Below are 17961 nucleotides of genomic sequence, written 5' to 3' on the forward strand. Positions count from 1 at the left end.
TCAAATAAAAGCGCTAACAAGGTATAGATTATGCGTTGTTAACTAACGACCATTATAGGTACAAGATAACTAATCGGGATTAAGCTCACGCAAGCGCGAATTTATTTGCAGGCTTTGTGAGTCACCTCAAATACACATGCCAATAACAAGTTGTTGTCATAGATTAAATTTTCTTCATGCCACTTTTGATCACAATCGAGCCCATTCATCGGGAAAGATTATTCTAGATACACCTCACGAATAAGTTTGCCACTAAAAAAAAGCCGTGACTTAGTTCACCTTTAGCCAATCCCATAGCCTCTATCTTGTTTGCATACCGAAGTAGAGGATTTACAACATGCATAGTAGAAGAAATTTTTTAAAACTAAGTGCGGGTGCTGCAGTAGGAGGTATTGCGGCAGCATTACCCGTCACGACATCAGCTAACGAATGTGTATCAAACATAAAATGGGATGAAACGAGAGATATTATCGTTGTAGGTTCAGGCTTTGCGGGACTGTCATCGGCGTTAAATTCTAAACGTCAAGGCCTTGGTTCTGTGCTGGTATTAGAAAAAATGCAGGTGATTGGGGGAAACTCAGCGATTAATGGAGGCTGGTTAGCCATTCCCAAAAATCCTATCCAATTAGCTCAGGGTATCCAAGATGACTCACCAGAAGAACTGGTAAAGGATCAAATCATTTCTGGCCGCGGCATGCAAAATACCGACATGCTGCGCCAAATCGCTAATCGCGCCCTCGACGCTTATCAACTGTGCATTGACACAGGCGTCAAATTCCGCGAAGGCTTTAACCAACAAGTGGGCGGCCACAATAAAGCTCGCGCTATCAGAACCCAACACGGCGTCGGTGGTGATATCACCACCAAACTCTATGAAGCAGGTAAAAAAGAAGGCGTGGAATACCGCCTGCAGCACTATGTTGAAGACTTCATCATGGATGGCCAAGAGATTGTTGGCTTGAAAGTGCGTCAAAATTATCGCTTCCCGGATCTCAAAACCGGTAAAACAATCTACATCAAAGCCAATAAGGCCGTTATCCTTGCCCACGGTGGTTTCTCGCGCAACTTAGTGCTACGTGAACTGGTAGACCCTGCATTAGATAAAAGCTTAGATTGTACCAATGCCCTCGGCGCAACCGGCGAAGTGACGTTAACGGCCATGGCCCACGGCGCTTTTCCGGTTCATATGAGCCTAATTCAAACTGGTCACTGGGGCTCGCCCGATGAGGGTGGCTTTGGCTGGTCAAATGCCCTGCTCTCGATTGGTTTCCATAAAGGGATTTCAGTCAATGTGTTAGACGGCAAGCGTTTTATGAATGAACGCGCCGATAGAAAAACCTGCTCCGATGCCATTATGAAAAACCGTCATCCAGATGGCTCACCCGCCTACCCTGTGGTGTTTTTTAACCATGACGATCATGTCGGTGCAGAGGAAGTGACCCGCGCGGTACGTGACCAAATCGCTTGGAAAGTCGATAGCCTTGAGCAATTAGCTAAGCAGTTCAATATTCCACTTGCACAGCTCAAACAAACCGTTGCCGAGTACAACAAGCAGGTGCCACAGCGCATAGACCCCTTGTTTGGTCGCATGATGGATACGGCAGTCGAGCTTAAAGCACCGTTTATTGTGTCGCGTATTTGGCCCAAAGTGCACTACTGCATGGGTGGCTTAAAAACCGATTTAGGCGCGCGGGCCATACACAGCCAATCATTAACCTCCATCAAAAAACTCTATGCTGTCGGCGAAGCGACAGGCGGCACTCACGGCGGGACCCGTTTAAGTTCAACAGCTTGCCTAGAGTGCTTAGCGATGGGAATTATCGTTGCTGAAACCATCAAATCTGATATGCAGGCCTAAACCATGATGAAAACATTACTACTCACACTCGTTGTTGCAACCCTGTTCGCTGGCACTGCTAATGCCGGAGACCTCATCAAGATGAAAGGCAGCACCCAAGGTCGCAGCAACCATGAATTTCTCTACCAAGATGGCTGTAAAGCTTGTCACCAAGGTTCAGGTAAGCAAAGTGCCACTGACGCCGCCTGCGTTGAGTGTCACGGTGAAATAACCAGTATTCCAGTGGATGAGTCAAAGCTTGCCATCCCTGAAGCCCATCCACACAAATCGCTGCACTACAACCAAGGTGCTAGCTGCTTAGCCTGCCACGGCGAGCATGAAAAAAAGCCGCCAGTTTGCGCAGAGTGCCACCGCACTTGGTTCAAAGAAATGTAAATAAATTATTAAAATATAAAGACTAAAACACAAGGTAATGATGATGAAAAAATCCACCCGATTTACGCTGTCCATAGTCGCAACTGCAATGGCAATGTCTAGCTCTGCTGCCTTTGCAACAGAGCAACAAGAAGATGGCATTCACGTTGGCGGCGCGGTGCGCGTTAACTATGGCTATCGCGATTATGATGAAAAATCAAAGGATAAAGGCGGCGATTTTAACTTCGATATGGCCGCGATTAAATTCGATGGCAAAAAAGGCGATTTCGGTCTCGCTGCAGAATACCGTTTTACCTCAGGCACTAACTACATCAAATACGGCTATGGTTATTACGACATTAATCCAGACTGGCAACTGCAATTTGGTGTTAACAAAGTACCCTTTGGTAACCGCGAGTTTATCTCAAACAGTTGGTGGTTTGGCCTGCCTTACTATCTTGGTTTTGAAGATGACCATGATATCGGCTTAAAAGCGACCTATGAGAAAAATGGCTGGCACACAGATTTAGCTTTTTATAAAAATGCGGAATACGGCCCAACAGAAAACAAGCGTTATGCCACCGATTTGTATACCGGCACCATTAATGGCACTGAATATAACAACGAAGAAACCAACCAACTCAACGTACGCCAAACCTACACCGCGGAATACGAAGGGGGCTCAACGACAGTAGGTGGCTCAGTACAGGTTGGCCAAATCTACAACAACAAAACCGGCAATAATGGTGACCGTTATGCCGTGGCATTGCACTTAGATAGCAGCTACAAGGGCTGGAACCTACAAATGCAGGCTATGCAGTATGAATACAATGCCGCAGATGCAGTGGATTCAAATAAAATTGGTGTATCCGTTGTAAGCTGGCAATACGAAATCGCTTCTAAGGGTCAGGCCTATAACATTAACATCGCCAAAACCGTTAACACGGATTGGGGCAACATTAAGTTTTATAACGATTTTGGTTTAATGACGCCCGATGTTGATGACGATAGCTACGACAATAGCATGCAAAACGTCACCGGGATGGCGATTTCAGCAGGCCCAACTTACACCATGATTGACTTTGTGATGGGTAAAAACATGACCTTCTCAACGGCCAATAACGACCACGTTGGCTTACCAGAAGTTGGTAATGACTGGGATAAACGTATCAACATCAACTTTGGTTACTACTTCTAACGGTTAACCAACTCAACACGGCTTTCCCGGCCATTTTTAACTGTGCCTATTTAATGCCCTATTTACTAGGGCATTTTTTTACTCCCAAATGTGATTTAGTCGCCATGAAACAACCAACTTTACTCGCCTTATCCCTATTTTTTATTCCATTTTCCCCGCTCTATGGAACAGAGTTACAGCTGGGTGGATTTATTAAAGCAAATGCACGTTATGTTGAAGGTAATCTCCAGTTTCAAGACAGTTGGACGGGAGGAGGAACTGTCGCTGATAACACTAAACGTACTCAATTTAGTGCACAGGAAAGTCGTGTAAACATGACGATCACCTCAGATGTAGTTCAAGCATTTACTGAAATCGATTTTGTCGGCTCCAGCCAAGGAAATCCTATTATCTCAAACTCCTACAGTCCAAGGCTTAGGCATGCCTTTATCAGTTATCAAGGCGTCACTGCCGGGCAAACTTGGTCAACCTTAGTCAATACCAGTACCTTTGCCGAAACGGCCGATTTAGGTGGGCCATTAGTGGGACAAGCCATGGTGAGACAAGCACTTATCCGCTATAGCACCGAACAATGGCAATTTGCCCTCGAAAATCCCTACACCTACGGCACCCAAGCCCAAACGGATGGGATAACCAGTGCCACACCAACAAAACCTAATTGGATTGATACCAGCCATGACTACATCCCAGACATGATTGCCCGCTACAACCAATCCGGTGAGTGGGGCAATGTGTCTATCTCGGGTTTAGTGCGTTATTTAGATCCTGCTGACACAGCACAATGGGCTGGCGGACTCTCAATTGCCGCCAAACTCTTCACCTTTGGCCAAGATGATCTGCGCCTGCAATTGCATTACGGCAACCTAGGTCGTTATGTCGGCACAGATGCCACGCGCGATATCATCCAAGGAAAAGTAGAAACTTCGACGTCCGCCATGTTTGCTTATAGGCACTTTTGGACTGACTATACCCGTTCGAGCGTATTTTTTGGGTACACAAGCACAGAGATAGAACAAACGGATCGCAGCCACTTTGGCGTGAATGTGTTTACTAATTTAACCCGAGCACTCACCCTAGGTGTTGAAGTTGGCCGCTATCAAATTGAGGATAACAATAACTCACTCCATCCCAATGCTGAGCAAGGAGTGGCTAACTATGCGCAGATCAGCATGCAATTTCAGCTCTAAAACGGCTCGGCGGATAAGATTATTCGCGAGTAAAGTCACGAATAAGTTTGCCACTCAAAACATGCCGTGATCCAATTCACCTTTACCATTAACCAATCACCTTATTGTTAGTCACGTAACAAAATAACCAACACAATATCGCTATTAAGCGATGTCAAAATAGGATTGGAATGATGAAACTGAAAATGCTTTTCGGATTGGCCGCACTAACTTCAACAGCTGTTATGGCTCAAGGTCCACAATGTAACCATGCGCAGCTACCCTATCAACAGATGACGCCGGTACCTTATGACAGCACGCCGTATACTCCACAAAATACGATGCCGGAGCAATGCAGCAACCCCGAAATTGAAGCCTATATTGCCGATTGGGAAGCAGGCAAAATCGACTTTAACACCATCAAACCCAATGACAGCATTGCAGCGGATCAACGCTTTTGTAAAACCTTGGATGACAACGGTAACGTGCTCGAAGCCAAAAACTGCGATCCCAAAAACTCTCCTGTAAGCTATATCTGGAAAGAATTATCGGACAGCCCAGTCGTTATCGGTATTACTAACGGTGGTATGTCAGACCATGAGCCACATTTCCATGGTCAACCAGAGTGTTACTACGTCGTCAACGGCGCAAGTAAAACATTGGCGAACAATAAATTTGAAACGTTAGCTAAAGGTCAATACTTCTATATTCCAGGAGCCCATATCCACAATACTCCAATCCTCAATAAAGAAGGTTTAGGCGTGTTTTACTGGTATCCAAACAACGCGCACTTTGATGGATTTAAATACTATTGGCGTAAAGATGTTAAAAACCTAAGAGTGGCCGAAGAAGCCTTTGACCGTGTAGATGCCATCCGCAAACGCGATTTAGGTTTAGGCCCATACGGCACCAACGAAGAATTCTTTAAAAAATAAGTAGATATCCCCTAGTCGACTCATCTATTCAATCTATAGGTGAGTCAGCTAAATCGAATAATCCAATTAACGTTTCTTCAGCGATCACCACTCAAGCCCCAGCTCAGCAAAGACGAATAATCTATCGCTATAACCTTAAGTGATTACACTGCGGATTATTTCAGGGTCAATATTCAGATAATCAAGAACCAATGCATTACGAAGGCCTATCACTTTACGCCAGCCATTTAATTCATCAGCTGGTTGTGCCCCTCGTTGACACCGGATCTCAAATGCTTGGTAGGCATCTTGGGGGCTAGGCCAGCCAGCGACTTAGCCCAATGTTGTGCATCTTGCATTCTGCGACCGTCATCCGACTCAAAATAAGTTTGTTGGCATTAATGATTCCGAAAGCCAGGGGGATAAGTGCAGGATTGATATCGACAACGGACGCTTTCCTTTGGCGAGCCCCAAAGCCACCATACCCTTGCCAGTCAGCTGCTATCTAACTACGTTCCGCTTGAGTGGGTAGCTCGGCAACTTGGTCACAGTGATACCACCATGATCAAGAAGCACTACGGCAAGTGGATCCCCAAAGACTCGCAACGCATGGCAAGTCGCATATCTGAAATGATGGGCTTTAATGCGGACATAAACGGACAGGAAAACGCAGATTTTGCCCCAAAGCAACAAAGGGAACCAGTAAAATACTGATTCCCTTTGCTTTAATTTGGCGGTGAGAGAGGGAGTCGAACCCTCGATACGTTACCGTATACACACTTTCCAGGCGTGCTCCTTCGGCCACTCGGACACCTCACCATATTGTTGATTTATGTTTACGTGGTTAATCTTTCACGTGAATTTTGCTTTTAATCCATTAACGTCAATCAATCGCCTTGCCGAGAGGCTTTTGTCGTTAACGGAGCGGTACTGTACGCAAAAGCATTTAGGTGGTCAAGTAAAAAAGAATCGATTTCAGGCGGTTGCGCAATTGCTAATCAAACTGCCCGAACAATCGGCCTTATCCGAAGATTAAATAGACAAGGCGTATCACCTTTGTCTTAATTCACCGTAAATTTATGTACTTCTTTAGACATGAGCTCTGCATCGAATGTTAATGCTTTAGTTAGCTCGCGTAATTCATCGGAAATCCTTTGTGTATTCAGATAAATTTCACTGATCTTCAACGCATTACGATTCACATCTTCGGAGACGGCGGATTGCTCATGGGTTGCCGTGGCAATTTGTTCATTCATGCGGTCAATAATATCAACCTGTTCAACAATACGCTTCAGTTCCACCCCAGCTTGTTCGGCTTCTTGCACGCTGATCTTGGCTTGTGCTAATCCGCGCTCCATCGCTTTTACGGCGATACTCGCCCCCGATTTTAATCTGTCGGTCATGCTTTTAATATCGGCAGTTGAGGTTTGTGACCGCTGGGCCAAGCTTCTGACTTCATCTGCGACAACGGCAAATCCCCGCCCCATTTCCCCGGCGCGGGCCGCTTCAATCGCGGCATTGAGTGCCAGTAAATTGGTTTGTTCGGCAATACTGCTGATCACATCGAGCACCACAACAATGCCGTGTATTTCTTTATCCAGTTCATTTATCGCCTGGGATGCGCCGTTAATATCATCGGCCAATTCCTTAATCGCTTTGCTGGTGCGACCAACCTCCAGATTGCCTGCCTTAGCCTCGTTGTTTGCAGTATTTGAGGCTTCTGAAGCCTGAACCGCGTTAGCGGCGATTTCGGCGACGGTTGCGCTCATTTCGGTCATCGCCGAGGCAACCTGCTCCGCTTCGCTGTGCCCTTGCATCACGTCCTGCTCCATGGCATGGGTACAGAGGTCCATTTGCTCGACCGCCTGCTGCAATTTAGCGCCACTGGCCCGAACCTGTAGGATAACGTTTTCAAAATCAGTCATCATCCCATTAAAAGCATTGGCAAGCTCACCAAATTCATCGGAACTGGTTTGGCTTAAGCGAACACTCAGATCATAGTGCTTGCGAGCCTGAGTCACTGTCGAATAAATATGGTGCACACTGTCGTGTAAATAACGGATCACCGATAGGCTGAGCATCAATACCACGGCGAGTACGACGCAGAGTGTCACAAGGACAAAGAACATATGTTCATTAGCTACGGTCAGCCGCTCGTGAGTCACATTCAGTAAATCCGTGGATATTTGCTGCTCAAAATCCCTTAAGCGATCAATTCGGGCCGTTGACTTAGCAAACCAATCTTCGGGGTTTTGCTGCAGAATTTTTTGAACGTCCTGATCGAGGGCAATTTGGCGTAGAGCTTCTACATCCCTCACTTCGTTAGAGTTTTGGATGCGTTCGTCCGCTTCGACTAATGCTGGGGCTGCTAAGGCATGAAAGCGCTCTAAGTAGCTGTTTTGCTCAGAGACTAAGGTGATAAATTTGGCGTAAACTTTGGGTTTGAATCCCGCTTGGCCAAAGGTTGAGCTGAGTACCGCCCGCTCAATACCCGCCCGTTCCTTCATCTGCAAATAGGCACTAAAGGCCGCGGCTTTAATCGCAATTTCTTGATTGGCACCTGCTTTGGCGGTTTCATCGACTACGGCTAATAGCAACTTGTTAAGCCCAGTATAGTAGGCCACCTCATCGGCCGCGCTGATGGATAAACTATCGACCTTAGCGCGTATCTGCTGGAGTTGCCCAAGTTGAGTGCTAATGTCCCGTAGTTTGGGCGCAAACGTTTCGGGTAAGCTGCTGTTATCGACAAAGGATTGATAAAGTTTTAGCTGTGTGTCTGTCAATTGCCTTTGGCTGGGTATTTTACCCGCGAAGGCTTTGCCCGCTGAGCTAATAAAACCAGCACTCATACCGCGTTCTTTTTGCAATTCATGGACTAAGTTACTGTTTGTGACGGCCAGTTCACTTAACTGTACGACCAGTTGTAAGTCTTGACGGTATTCATACTTTTCAATCAGGAAGAGTGCTCCATATAAGAAGCACGCAAATAGCGGAGGCAACACAACCATAAGTAACTTCTGCTTCAAACTAAGATTGCCAATCCATTGCCATTTCATAGAGATATCCTTCTACACAAAAATTAAGATGCTCTATATATAGCATAAGATCCACCTAAGGACGATGTTGCTACTTTAGAGACATAGAATTTAAATCTATTTCAAAAACAGCATTTTAATCTTTTTCTGAGGCGAGAGTTCTGCCATTCATTCTTCATAGGAAGTAAAAAGCAGTACAGATATTGTTTCTCATCAATTTATCTACAAATAAAAAAGAAAAAAGCGCATTAGAGTCAATCCAATGCGCTTCTTAAACTGTGTTTCGCTTAACCAAAAAGTTGCGGGAATAATCCCTTCACACCCGCGGCAATCACTTCAATACCTATGGATAACATCAGTAATCCCATCAGACGGGTAATGACGTTAATCCCCGTTTTACCAAGGATTTTATAGATGATAGAGGCCATTCTAAAGAGACCAAAACTCACTAAACCAAACACGATCACAGTGATAAACATCGCGATGATGTTAGAGAAGGTATTGTGTTCTGCGGCAAACACTATCACCGAACTGATGGCACCAGGGCCCGCCATCAAAGGCAGCGCAAGCGGCACCACGGCAACGGATTCCATCGCCGATGACTCGCGATCTTCCTCTTGGTTGCGTTTCACTTCGCCTAATTTACCCTGCAACATCGACATGGCAATAATCGCAATCAAACTGCCACCGGCGATCCTAAAGGCAGACAGGGAAATGCTAAACATATTCAAAATATGTTGCCCCGCCACTATGGTCACCAACAAGATAACGACCACGGCAAAGTTAGCCACTTTCCCGGTATGGTTCCGCTCAGCCTCGGTTTGATGACTCGTTAAGCTCACAAAAACGGGCAATAACCCAATCGGATTGATAATGGCAACGAGGCCGAGAAAAAATTTAACGTAAAGTGTTAACTCCAAGTTGCGATCCTTATGTGCGTGTCACGCCAATTTCATCAAAGTAAGCTTAAGGGCAAGTATAGTATCTCAAGCACAGATGACTGAAAAATGAGATTTTTAAGGTTTAATCACAAGTTTAAATAATATTTCCATCCCGCAACGAGTCCTCTCTTGAGTCTAGGCAATAAAAACCGATCCTTTTTGCTGTAGTTTTATTACATAAAAACCCAAATTTGATGGGATTATCACACTTTAATCCCGGCATTAAGTGTAATTTTCTACCATAAAGAATATTTAGCGAATCGAATCATTCTCTAAATCTTTTTAGGAGTGTTAACCATGTTAGTGACCAATGCACAAGAACTGGACCTGATGGTCGAGCGTGTCGCCAAAGCACAGGCCGAATATGCAACCTTTAGCCAGGCACAAGTCGATGCCATATTCCGTGCGGCCGCCCTCGCCGCTGCCGATGCACGGATCTCGCTAGCCAAAATGGCTGCCAGTGAAACCCGCATGGGAATTATCGAAGACAAGGTCATCAAAAACCACTTTGCCTCGGAATATATTTATAACAAATATAAAGATGAGAAAACCTGCGGTATTTTATCGGAGGATCTCACCTTCGGCACTATCACTATCGCCGAACCCGTAGGCATTATTTGTGGCATAGTCCCCACCACAAATCCCACATCGACGGCCATTTTTAAGGCACTGATCAGCCTAAAAACCCGCAATGCGATTATTTTTTCCCCCCACCCAAGGGCAAAAACCTCTACCACAACGGCAGCCAAATTAGTGCTCGATGCCGCCGTTGCTGCGGGGGCGCCAAAGGATATTATCGGCTGGATTGATGAGCCCAGTGTTGCACTATCGAATCAGTTAATGACTCACCCTAAAGTGAATCTTATCCTCGCCACCGGTGGCCCTGGTATGGTGAAAGCCGCTTATTCTTCGGGTAAACCCGCCATTGGTGTGGGCGCGGGAAATACCCCCATTGTGATTGATGAAACCGCCGATATTAAGCGCGCGGTCAGCTCAATATTGATGTCAAAAACCTTCGATAACGGTGTGGTGTGTGCCTCTGAACAAGCGGTAATCGTAGTCGACAGTATCTATGAGCAAGTTAAAGAGCGTTTTGCCAGCCACGGCGGCTATATACTGTCGGCGGATCAAACGGCGGCAATGCAGCAAGTGATTTTAAAAAATGGCGGCTTAAATGCCGATATCGTTGGCCAAAGCGCGGCAACGATCGCCCAAATGGCGGGATTTGAGGTCCCCCATTGGACCAAAGTGTTGATTGGTGAAGTCACTGAAATCACCGAAGCAGAAGCCTTTGCCCACGAAAAACTCTCCCCCTTACTCGGCATGTACCTCGCCGCAGATTTTAATGAGGCTGTCGATAAGGCCGAAGCCTTAGTGGCATTGGGCGGCATTGGCCATACCTCTGGGCTTTACACCGACCAAGATACCCAAACCGAGCGGGTGAAGACCTTCGGTTTTAGAATGAAAACTGCGCGGATCTTAATTAACACCCCCGCTTCCCAAGGGGGGATTGGCGATCTCTATAACTTTAAATTGGCACCCTCACTCACCTTAGGTTGCGGCTCTTGGGGCGGAAACTCGATTTCAGAAAACGTCGGGCCGAGTCATTTGATCAACAAAAAAACCGTCGCTAAGAGGGCCGAAAATATGCTGTGGCATAAACTTCCATCATCCATTTACTTCCGCCGCGGCAGTCTCCCCATAGCACTAGAGGAATTAAGCGATAAAAAACGCGCGCTTATTGTCACAGATAGATTTTTATTCAACCAAGGTTATTGCGATGAAACCATTCGCATTTTGAAGGCCCAGGGTCTTGAAACCGAAATTTTCTATGACGTTGAAGCCGACCCCACCTTAGCCATTGTTCGCCAGGGAGCTAAAGTCGCCCAAAGCTTTAAACCCGACGTGATCATTGCCCTCGGTGGTGGCTCGCCCATGGATGCGGCTAAGATTATTTGGGTGATGTACGAACATCCCGATGTCGATTTTGCCGACTTGGCACTGCGCTTTATGGATATCCGTAAACGTATCTATAAGTTCCCTAAAATGGGGGCGAAAGCCATGATGGTGGCCATACCCACGACCTCGGGCACGGGCTCTGAAGTCACTCCTTTTGCCGTAGTGACCGATGAACATACGGGCAAGAAATACCCCATTGCCGATTACCAACTCACCCCCAATATGGCGATTGTTGATCCTAATTTAGTGATGAATATGCCTAAATCCCTGACGGCCTTTGGTGGCATAGATGCGGTAACCCATGCACTAGAAGCCTATGTCAGCGTGATGGCAAATGAGTACAGCGATGGTCAAGCACTGCAGGCTCTGGACTTACTGTGCAAATATTTGCCCGATGCCTATAACCTGGGCTCACAGTCCCCCATCGCCCGCGAAAAAGTCCACAATGGCGCCACCATTGCGGGTATCGCCTTTGCCAACGCTTTCCTCGGGATCTGCCACTCTATGGCCCATAAACTGGGGGCCGAATTCCACCTTGCCCATGGGTTAGCCAATGCACTACTGATCAGTAATGTGATCCGTTTTAATGCAACGGATCTCCCCACAAAACAAGCGGCCTTTAGCCAATACGACAGGCCAAAAGCCCTGTGCCGCTACGCTGCTATCGCAGATCATTTACAGTTAGGCGGAACATCCGATGAGGAAAAAGTCGAAAAATTGCTGGAAAAAATCGAGCAACTCAAGAAGACGTTGGGCATTCCTGCTTCTATCCAAGAAGCCGGCGTCAACGAAGCCGACTTCCTCGCCAAGTTAGATGAAGTTGCAGAAGATGCCTTCGATGATCAATGCACTGGGGCAAATCCACGTTACCCATTGATTAACGAGTTAAAACAACTGCTGCTCGATAGCTACTATGGCAGAGCCTATAGTGACAACAACTAAGCTATCGCCTAACGAAGCGACTCGCGCGACCTAAATTAAAAAGCCCTCGAATGAGGGCTTTTTATGGCGTGAACCATGACTTACTGAGTGATTAACTGCAATTGATATAGCAGCCTACACAGCGACTAGCGCAGTGCGAGCACATAATCGATGGCACTGATGATCGCCGCCACTTGGGCTAAGTTACATTCCTCGGGTGTGGCCGACGGGCTGTCGGGATACACTTCAGTGGTGGTGTTATAAATACAACCCGTCACACTACTGCACAGCCCTAATGACTTCAGCGGATAGTTAATCACCCCATGCTGCACCACAGTCGAGCCAATGATCTCGCCCTTGTCATCGGCAGGCGCGATATGAGTGACTTTACTGACGCCATCAATAATCGCCTTTTGGAACGCATCCTGCGGATTTTCGGTATCACCTACGGCATAAAAACCATCTGGGATAGTGCCAGGGATAAAGTCTTTACCATCGCGCGCAGCCAATGCAGGACGAAATTCATCCTCATCCGAGTCGGTGGTTTCGTGTAAATCCACATGCACATCAAAACCTTGTGGTACGCTTGCCACGAGTGCCATCAGGGCTGCCGATTCTTCTGCTGGGCTATTAGCATAAAAAGAACGGTTTGGATCGATAGCCTTTGGGTTCCAGCGATTAATGGTCTCATAGCCCCAAGGGCTCACGCATACGGCGACCACCAGATTGACGCGATCAACATAATCGGCCGCCTTATCCGCTAAAAACGCCAAAGCCCCATGCACGCCACTGGTTTCATAGCCGTGTACGCCACCAGTGACTAATACAGTGATTTTTTGTGGATCGAAAGTCGTGGATTTAGCCGCAAACAAGGGATAGCGCGCAGGAGCAATCGATAACGCGCCATATTGCACTAAGCTCAGCCCTAATGCCGCTAATTTAGGCTCCATCGCCTTAAGCGGTGTCACTACATCGTCCTGATAGAAGCGTTTAATTTGAGTGCTCGCAAGCCAAGCGGCCTTTTCAGCTTCGCCCCATTTTTCACCGACAGTCCCGATTGGGTAAAATTTTAAATTTGCCATATGTTCTCTTCTTCAGATTTTATGTTTTAGTCTTATAGTTAAAGATCGTTATACATCAAAGCACTAGCTGCATTGGAATATCGCGGATCCCGCCGCGCTCACGAATATCACTTTGCGCAATAAAGCCAAAGTGCTGATAGACGTGCAGCGCATTCACCGCCGAGTTAACGGTAAACGTGCCAGGGTTTCCCTTGGCTAGGCACTCAGCTTTGGCGAGTTCCCAAAGCTGACGAGATAAGCCTTGTCCCTTAGCAGAATCTGCCACAAAAAGATGATAGAGATGACTATTATCCTTAACGCCCACCACACCGACGAGTTCGCCAGCCTCATTCATCGCAACATGATATTGATAACCTAAGGCAAAATAATGAACCACCGACTCAACCGACATGGCTTTGACTAAGGTTTGTGCGCCAACCTCTGTGCACGTGGGAGCGATATAAACTTGTGTGAGGTGCGTGATTAACGCGCTTATCGCCTCAATATCTGCTTTACTCGCCGCTCTGATCAGCATCTTCATTCCTTGACTGAGTGTCTTTAACTTTAAACATTCAACTGGATACATTAATAATAGGATTATTAAAAAGCCAGAACACTGTTCTGGCTTTCGCAACAAGACAATAGGACTAAATACACAGCGTATTTAAGTCCATCATCCTCGATTACTTTTTGGTCCAGCTATCCATCCAACGGAACACATTGGCGTACCATTGTTCTAGGTTCTCTGGCTTTAAGATCCAGTGGTTTTCATCGGGGAAAATCAGCAGTTCAGAGGGGATCCCTTTGCGCTGCATATAACTGAATGTGGCTAGCCCTTGGCCGTAAGGGACGCGAAAGTCCTTCTCACCGTGGATAACCAGCATAGGCGTTTTCCAGTTTTCCACATAGTTCACTGGGTTAAACTTCTCATATAAGGCTTTGTTATCTGAGTAAGTGCCACCAAATTCATGCTCAGGGAACCAGACTTCTTCGGTCACATAATACATGGAACGCATATCGAACAGACCCGCGTGGTTGACGAGACACTTAAAGCCATCGTTCCAGTTGCCTTGGATCCAGTTCATCATGTAGCCGCCGTAGGAACCACCGAGTGCACAGGCTTTCTGTGGATCGAGCCATTTTTGTTGCTGACTCACAGCCGCAAGACCTTTTTGTAAGTCTTCTAATGGCTTACCGCCCCAATCTTGGCTGATAGAGTCGGTAAAGGCTTGGCCGTAACCGGTAGAACCGTGGAAGTCGACCATAACAACGCCGTAACCCGCGCCAGCCCATAACTGGGCATTCCAACGACCGCTAAAGGCGTTACCAAAGGAGCCCTGCGGGCCACCGTGGACTAAGTAGGCAATCGGATACTTTTTACCTTCTTGGTAGTTGGCGGGTTTGATCCAATAGCCGTAAACGTCTTCGTTGTTCCAGCCTTTAAAGCTAAATTGTTGGAATTCACCGAATTTGATTTTTGCGAGTTTGTCTTTATTCACTTCGGTCAAGCGCTTAAGGCCTTGACCGTCGGTATTGATGCGATACAGATCGCCCGGCTCAACTAAGGTTTTATTGTCGAAGATCAGTTGATCGTCGGCAATAGCGATCAGGCTATTGCTGCCGTCGCTGTAAACCGATTGCACATCACCAAACTGGGTATTTACTTTGAAAATCGATACTTGGCCAATGTCCTGCGCCGTCACGTACAGAGTGCGGTTATCAGGTGCAAACATCAACGAGCTTGGGCTTCTATCCCACAGCGGCGCCACTTCCTTTGACTGACCTGTACTGGTATCGCGCAGCATGATGCGATAACGGTCGGCCTCAAAACCGGGTTTAGTCATCGCCAAATAGGCTAGGTAACGGCCATCACTCGAGAATGTTGGCTGCGCGTCCCAGGCGATATTGTCGGCGGTTAAGTTAGTCGCAGTGCCGCCCGTGACAGGCACTTGCCACAAATCGTAGTTTGTGGTCCAGGCTTGATCTTTGCTTGGCGCCTTTGCGCTATAAACTACAAATTTGCCGTCTGGGGTGAAGGTCACTTCTTCCATGCCAGAGAAGGGTTTTGGTGGCGTTTCAGTGTCGAGTCCTTGGGTGATATCCACGACTTTGGTCAGCTTCTCACCGTTTAAAGCGCCCACAAATAAGTGGTTACGGGCGTGGTCTTCCCAGGTATCCCAGTGGCGCACCATCAACTGCTTGTATTCACGGCCCGTCGATTTACGCTCAGACTCGGCGGTAAATTTATCCTTTGAACAGGCTAAATCCTTGCACTCTGGGAAGACGCGCATGCTGAGCACGATTTGCTGACCATCGTTTGAGAGTTTGTAACCATCAATATCCAGTGGCAGCTCAGAAACCTGCTGCGCTTCACCGCCCGTTAATGGCAGTTGGAAAAGTTGGCTTGAGCCACTACGACTGGCAAGGAAATAAATCGATTTATCATCGCTGGCAAAACTAACATCATGCTCAGTGCCCGCAGCCGATGTGAGCTGCATTGGTTTAGCATCCGCTTGAGTCAGATCTAATAAATATAAATCGGAACTCGCCTCTCCCTTATCATTAACGGTTTTCAGGCCGTAGACCAGCTTAGTGCCATCGTGGGACACGGTTGTCGAATGCAATTTGTTGAGTTTAACCAGCTGTTGCACAGTAAAAGGCGTGGATTCGGCCCCATAGGCAGAATACGCCAAACCTGCGGCGCTAAGCGCCAATAGGAGAGGAGCTATTTTCATTGTTATGTCCATCTTTTGTTAAAAACATTCGGTACTTACCACCGAACGAATTGTTAAACACGGTCGTATCTTCGAAGATAAGGTTGCCACACTAGCGAAACAAAAACGCTCAAGCAAGCCAAAAGGCGCACCTGAGCGTATTTTTTTGTGACAAATTGTCTGTGGCTAGCTGCCTAACCCTTTACCAACCAATTGTCACGTGAACCAGAGACAATGTAGAGACGACCAAGCCTCTGGCTCACTCTAGCAACATCGCCTAAATCCATTAGGCTTTTGCGTTAGCGATATTCACTTTCCAAATCGCGGGGCCGGTTTCATGGGCATTTACGCCGTTTGAATCCACCGCTACAGTGACAGGCATATCCTGTACGTCAAACTCATAAATCGCTTCCATGCCTAAATCGGCAAAGGCCACCACGCGAGAATGTTTAATCGCTTTAGACACCAGATACGCAGCGCCGCCAACGGCCATCAGATAAACCGCTTTGTGTTTTTTGATGGACTCGACGGTCGCAGGGCCGCGCTCGGCTTTACCTATCATGCCCATCAGGCCAGTTTTATCCAGCATCAAGTCGGTGAACTTATCCATACGAGTCGCGGTGGTTGGGCCAGCCGGACCGACAACTTCATTACCCACAGGGTCAACTGGGCCAACGTAATAGATAAACTTACCAGTAAAGTCCACACCTTCTGGTAAGCCCTCACCGCTTTCAATCAGGCTTTGAATACGCTTATGGGCAGCATCACGGCCGGTAAGCATTTTTCCGCTCAGCAGAATGGTTTCACCGCTCTGCCACTGTTCGATATCCGCTTGCGTCACAGTATCTAAGTTGACGCGGCGCACATCATCACCCACTTCACGGGTAATTTCTGGCCAGTCGCTAAGTGAAGGTGGCGCTAAATCCGCAGGGCCTGTGCCATCTAAATGGAAGTGTACGTGGCGGGTTGCCGCACAGTTCGGGATCATCACCACAGGTTTGGACGCCGCGTGGGTCGGTGCGGTCTTGATTTTCACATCTAATACTGTGGTTAACCCACCCAGACCCTGCGCACCAATACCTAAGTTGTTAGCACGCTCAAAAATATCTAAACGCAGTTTTTCTTCGGTGGTTTCTGCGCCGCGCGCCATTAGTTCGTGGATATCCACGCTTTCCATCAGGGCTTCTTTAGCAAGCACTGCCGCTTTTTCGGCGGTGCCGCCAATACCGATGCCCAGCATTCCTGGGGGACACCAGCCCGCGCCCATGGTTGGCAGCGTTTTTTCTACCCAAGCGGCGATATCATCCGATGGGTTTAACATCACCATCTTAGCTTTGTTTTCACTGCCGCCGCCCTTTGCCGCAATGGCGACTTCAACGTGGTTACCTGGCACCATGTCGATATGCACCACAGACGGGGTGTTATCTTTGGTATTTTTACGACTGCCCGCAGGATCGGCCACAATCGATGCACGCAACGGGTTATCTGGATTGGTATAAGCGCGACGCACACCCTCATCGACCATTTGCTGAATGGTCATATCGGTTTTGTCCCACTTAACCCCCATACCCACTTTAACAAACGTGGTCACGATACCAGTATCTTGGCACAGTGGGCGTTTACCTTCGGCAGACATGCGCGAGTTAATCAGAATTTGTGCAATCGCATCCTTCGCCGCCGCACTTTGCTCACGCTCATAAGCTTGGCTCATGGCATCAACAAAATCCTTAGGGTGGTAATAGGAAATGTATTGCAGGGCATCGGCCACACTTTCAATAAAGTCGGCTTGTTTAATCACAGTGTTTTCAGAGGTTTTATCGTGAGATGACATAGTAGGAGC

Annotated in this window: 13 protein-coding genes and 1 tRNA gene; 6 read left to right on the top strand and 8 right to left on the bottom strand. The window is 47.3% G+C overall.

The window, feature by feature from the left end; translation table 11 throughout:
- Positions 1-337: 337 nt before the first annotated feature.
- The 5 genes from JFT56_RS10385 to JFT56_RS10405 all read left to right on the top strand — a co-directional run bounded on the left by JFT56_RS10385 (position 338) and on the right by JFT56_RS10405 (position 5511).
- Positions 338-1858 (top strand): flavocytochrome c, encoded by a 1521-nt coding sequence (locus JFT56_RS10385; RefSeq protein WP_198780038.1) that lies wholly within the window; start codon positions 338-340, stop codon positions 1856-1858.
- 3 nt (positions 1859-1861) lie between these two features.
- On the top strand, positions 1862-2233 hold the full coding sequence (locus tag JFT56_RS10390; RefSeq protein ID WP_198780039.1) for a cytochrome c3 family protein: 372 nt from the start codon (positions 1862-1864) through the stop codon (positions 2231-2233).
- 40 nt (positions 2234-2273) lie between these two features.
- Entirely contained in the window at positions 2274-3410 is a 1137-nt protein-coding gene (locus JFT56_RS10395) for a hypothetical protein (protein ID WP_198783549.1), read from the top strand.
- Between the two features lie 104 nt (positions 3411-3514).
- Positions 3515-4597, top strand: a complete 1083-nt coding sequence (locus JFT56_RS10400; protein ID WP_198780040.1) for a hypothetical protein — start codon at positions 3515-3517, stop codon at positions 4595-4597.
- Between the two features lie 170 nt (positions 4598-4767).
- Positions 4768-5511, top strand: coding sequence for a cupin domain-containing protein (locus tag JFT56_RS10405; RefSeq protein WP_198780041.1), 744 nt, complete (start codon positions 4768-4770; stop codon positions 5509-5511).
- Between the two features lie 135 nt (positions 5512-5646).
- Here the strand turns inward: JFT56_RS10405 and JFT56_RS19935 are convergent, their stop codons facing one another.
- From JFT56_RS19935 to JFT56_RS10425, 4 genes are all read right to left on the bottom strand, one after another.
- Positions 5647-5778, bottom strand: a complete 132-nt coding sequence (locus JFT56_RS19935; RefSeq protein WP_233095603.1) for a HepT-like ribonuclease domain-containing protein — start codon at positions 5776-5778, stop codon at positions 5647-5649.
- A gap of 443 nt (positions 5779-6221) precedes the next feature.
- Positions 6222-6309: transfer RNA gene (locus JFT56_RS10415), tRNA-Ser, on the bottom strand.
- A 242-nt stretch (positions 6310-6551) separates the two neighbouring features.
- Entirely contained in the window at positions 6552-8546 is a 1995-nt protein-coding gene (locus JFT56_RS10420; protein WP_198780042.1) for a methyl-accepting chemotaxis protein, read from the bottom strand.
- 266 nt (positions 8547-8812) lie between these two features.
- Entirely contained in the window at positions 8813-9445 is a 633-nt protein-coding gene (locus tag JFT56_RS10425) for a YchE family NAAT transporter (protein WP_198780043.1), read from the bottom strand.
- 318 nt (positions 9446-9763) lie between these two features.
- Between JFT56_RS10425 and adhE the strand changes: the two genes are divergently transcribed.
- Entirely contained in the window at positions 9764-12367 is a 2604-nt protein-coding gene (gene adhE / locus JFT56_RS10430; RefSeq protein WP_198780044.1) for a bifunctional acetaldehyde-CoA/alcohol dehydrogenase, read from the top strand.
- A gap of 125 nt (positions 12368-12492) precedes the next feature.
- On the opposite strand, the gene JFT56_RS10435 is transcribed toward adhE, so the two are convergent.
- The 4 genes from JFT56_RS10435 to JFT56_RS10450 form a co-directional block, all read right to left on the bottom strand.
- Positions 12493-13428: a M14 family metallopeptidase gene (locus JFT56_RS10435; RefSeq protein WP_198780045.1), complete on the bottom strand. Its 936-nt coding sequence runs from the start codon at positions 13426-13428 to the stop codon at positions 12493-12495.
- Between the two features lie 55 nt (positions 13429-13483).
- Positions 13484-13942 carry a GNAT family N-acetyltransferase gene (locus JFT56_RS10440; RefSeq protein ID WP_198780046.1) on the bottom strand — a complete coding sequence of 153 codons (459 nt, stop codon included), beginning with the start codon at positions 13940-13942 and terminating at the stop codon, positions 13484-13486.
- 148 nt (positions 13943-14090) lie between these two features.
- Positions 14091-16142, bottom strand: coding sequence for an alpha/beta hydrolase family protein (locus tag JFT56_RS10445; protein WP_198780047.1), 2052 nt, complete (start codon positions 16140-16142; stop codon positions 14091-14093).
- 265 nt (positions 16143-16407) lie between these two features.
- Positions 16408-17952 carry a fumarate hydratase gene (locus JFT56_RS10450; RefSeq protein ID WP_198780048.1) on the bottom strand — a complete coding sequence of 515 codons (1545 nt, stop codon included), beginning with the start codon at positions 17950-17952 and terminating at the stop codon, positions 16408-16410.
- Positions 17953-17961: the final 9 nt, after the last annotated feature.

Source organism: Shewanella putrefaciens, assembly GCF_016406305.1.
Taxonomy (GTDB): domain Bacteria; phylum Pseudomonadota; class Gammaproteobacteria; order Enterobacterales; family Shewanellaceae; genus Shewanella; species Shewanella putrefaciens_C.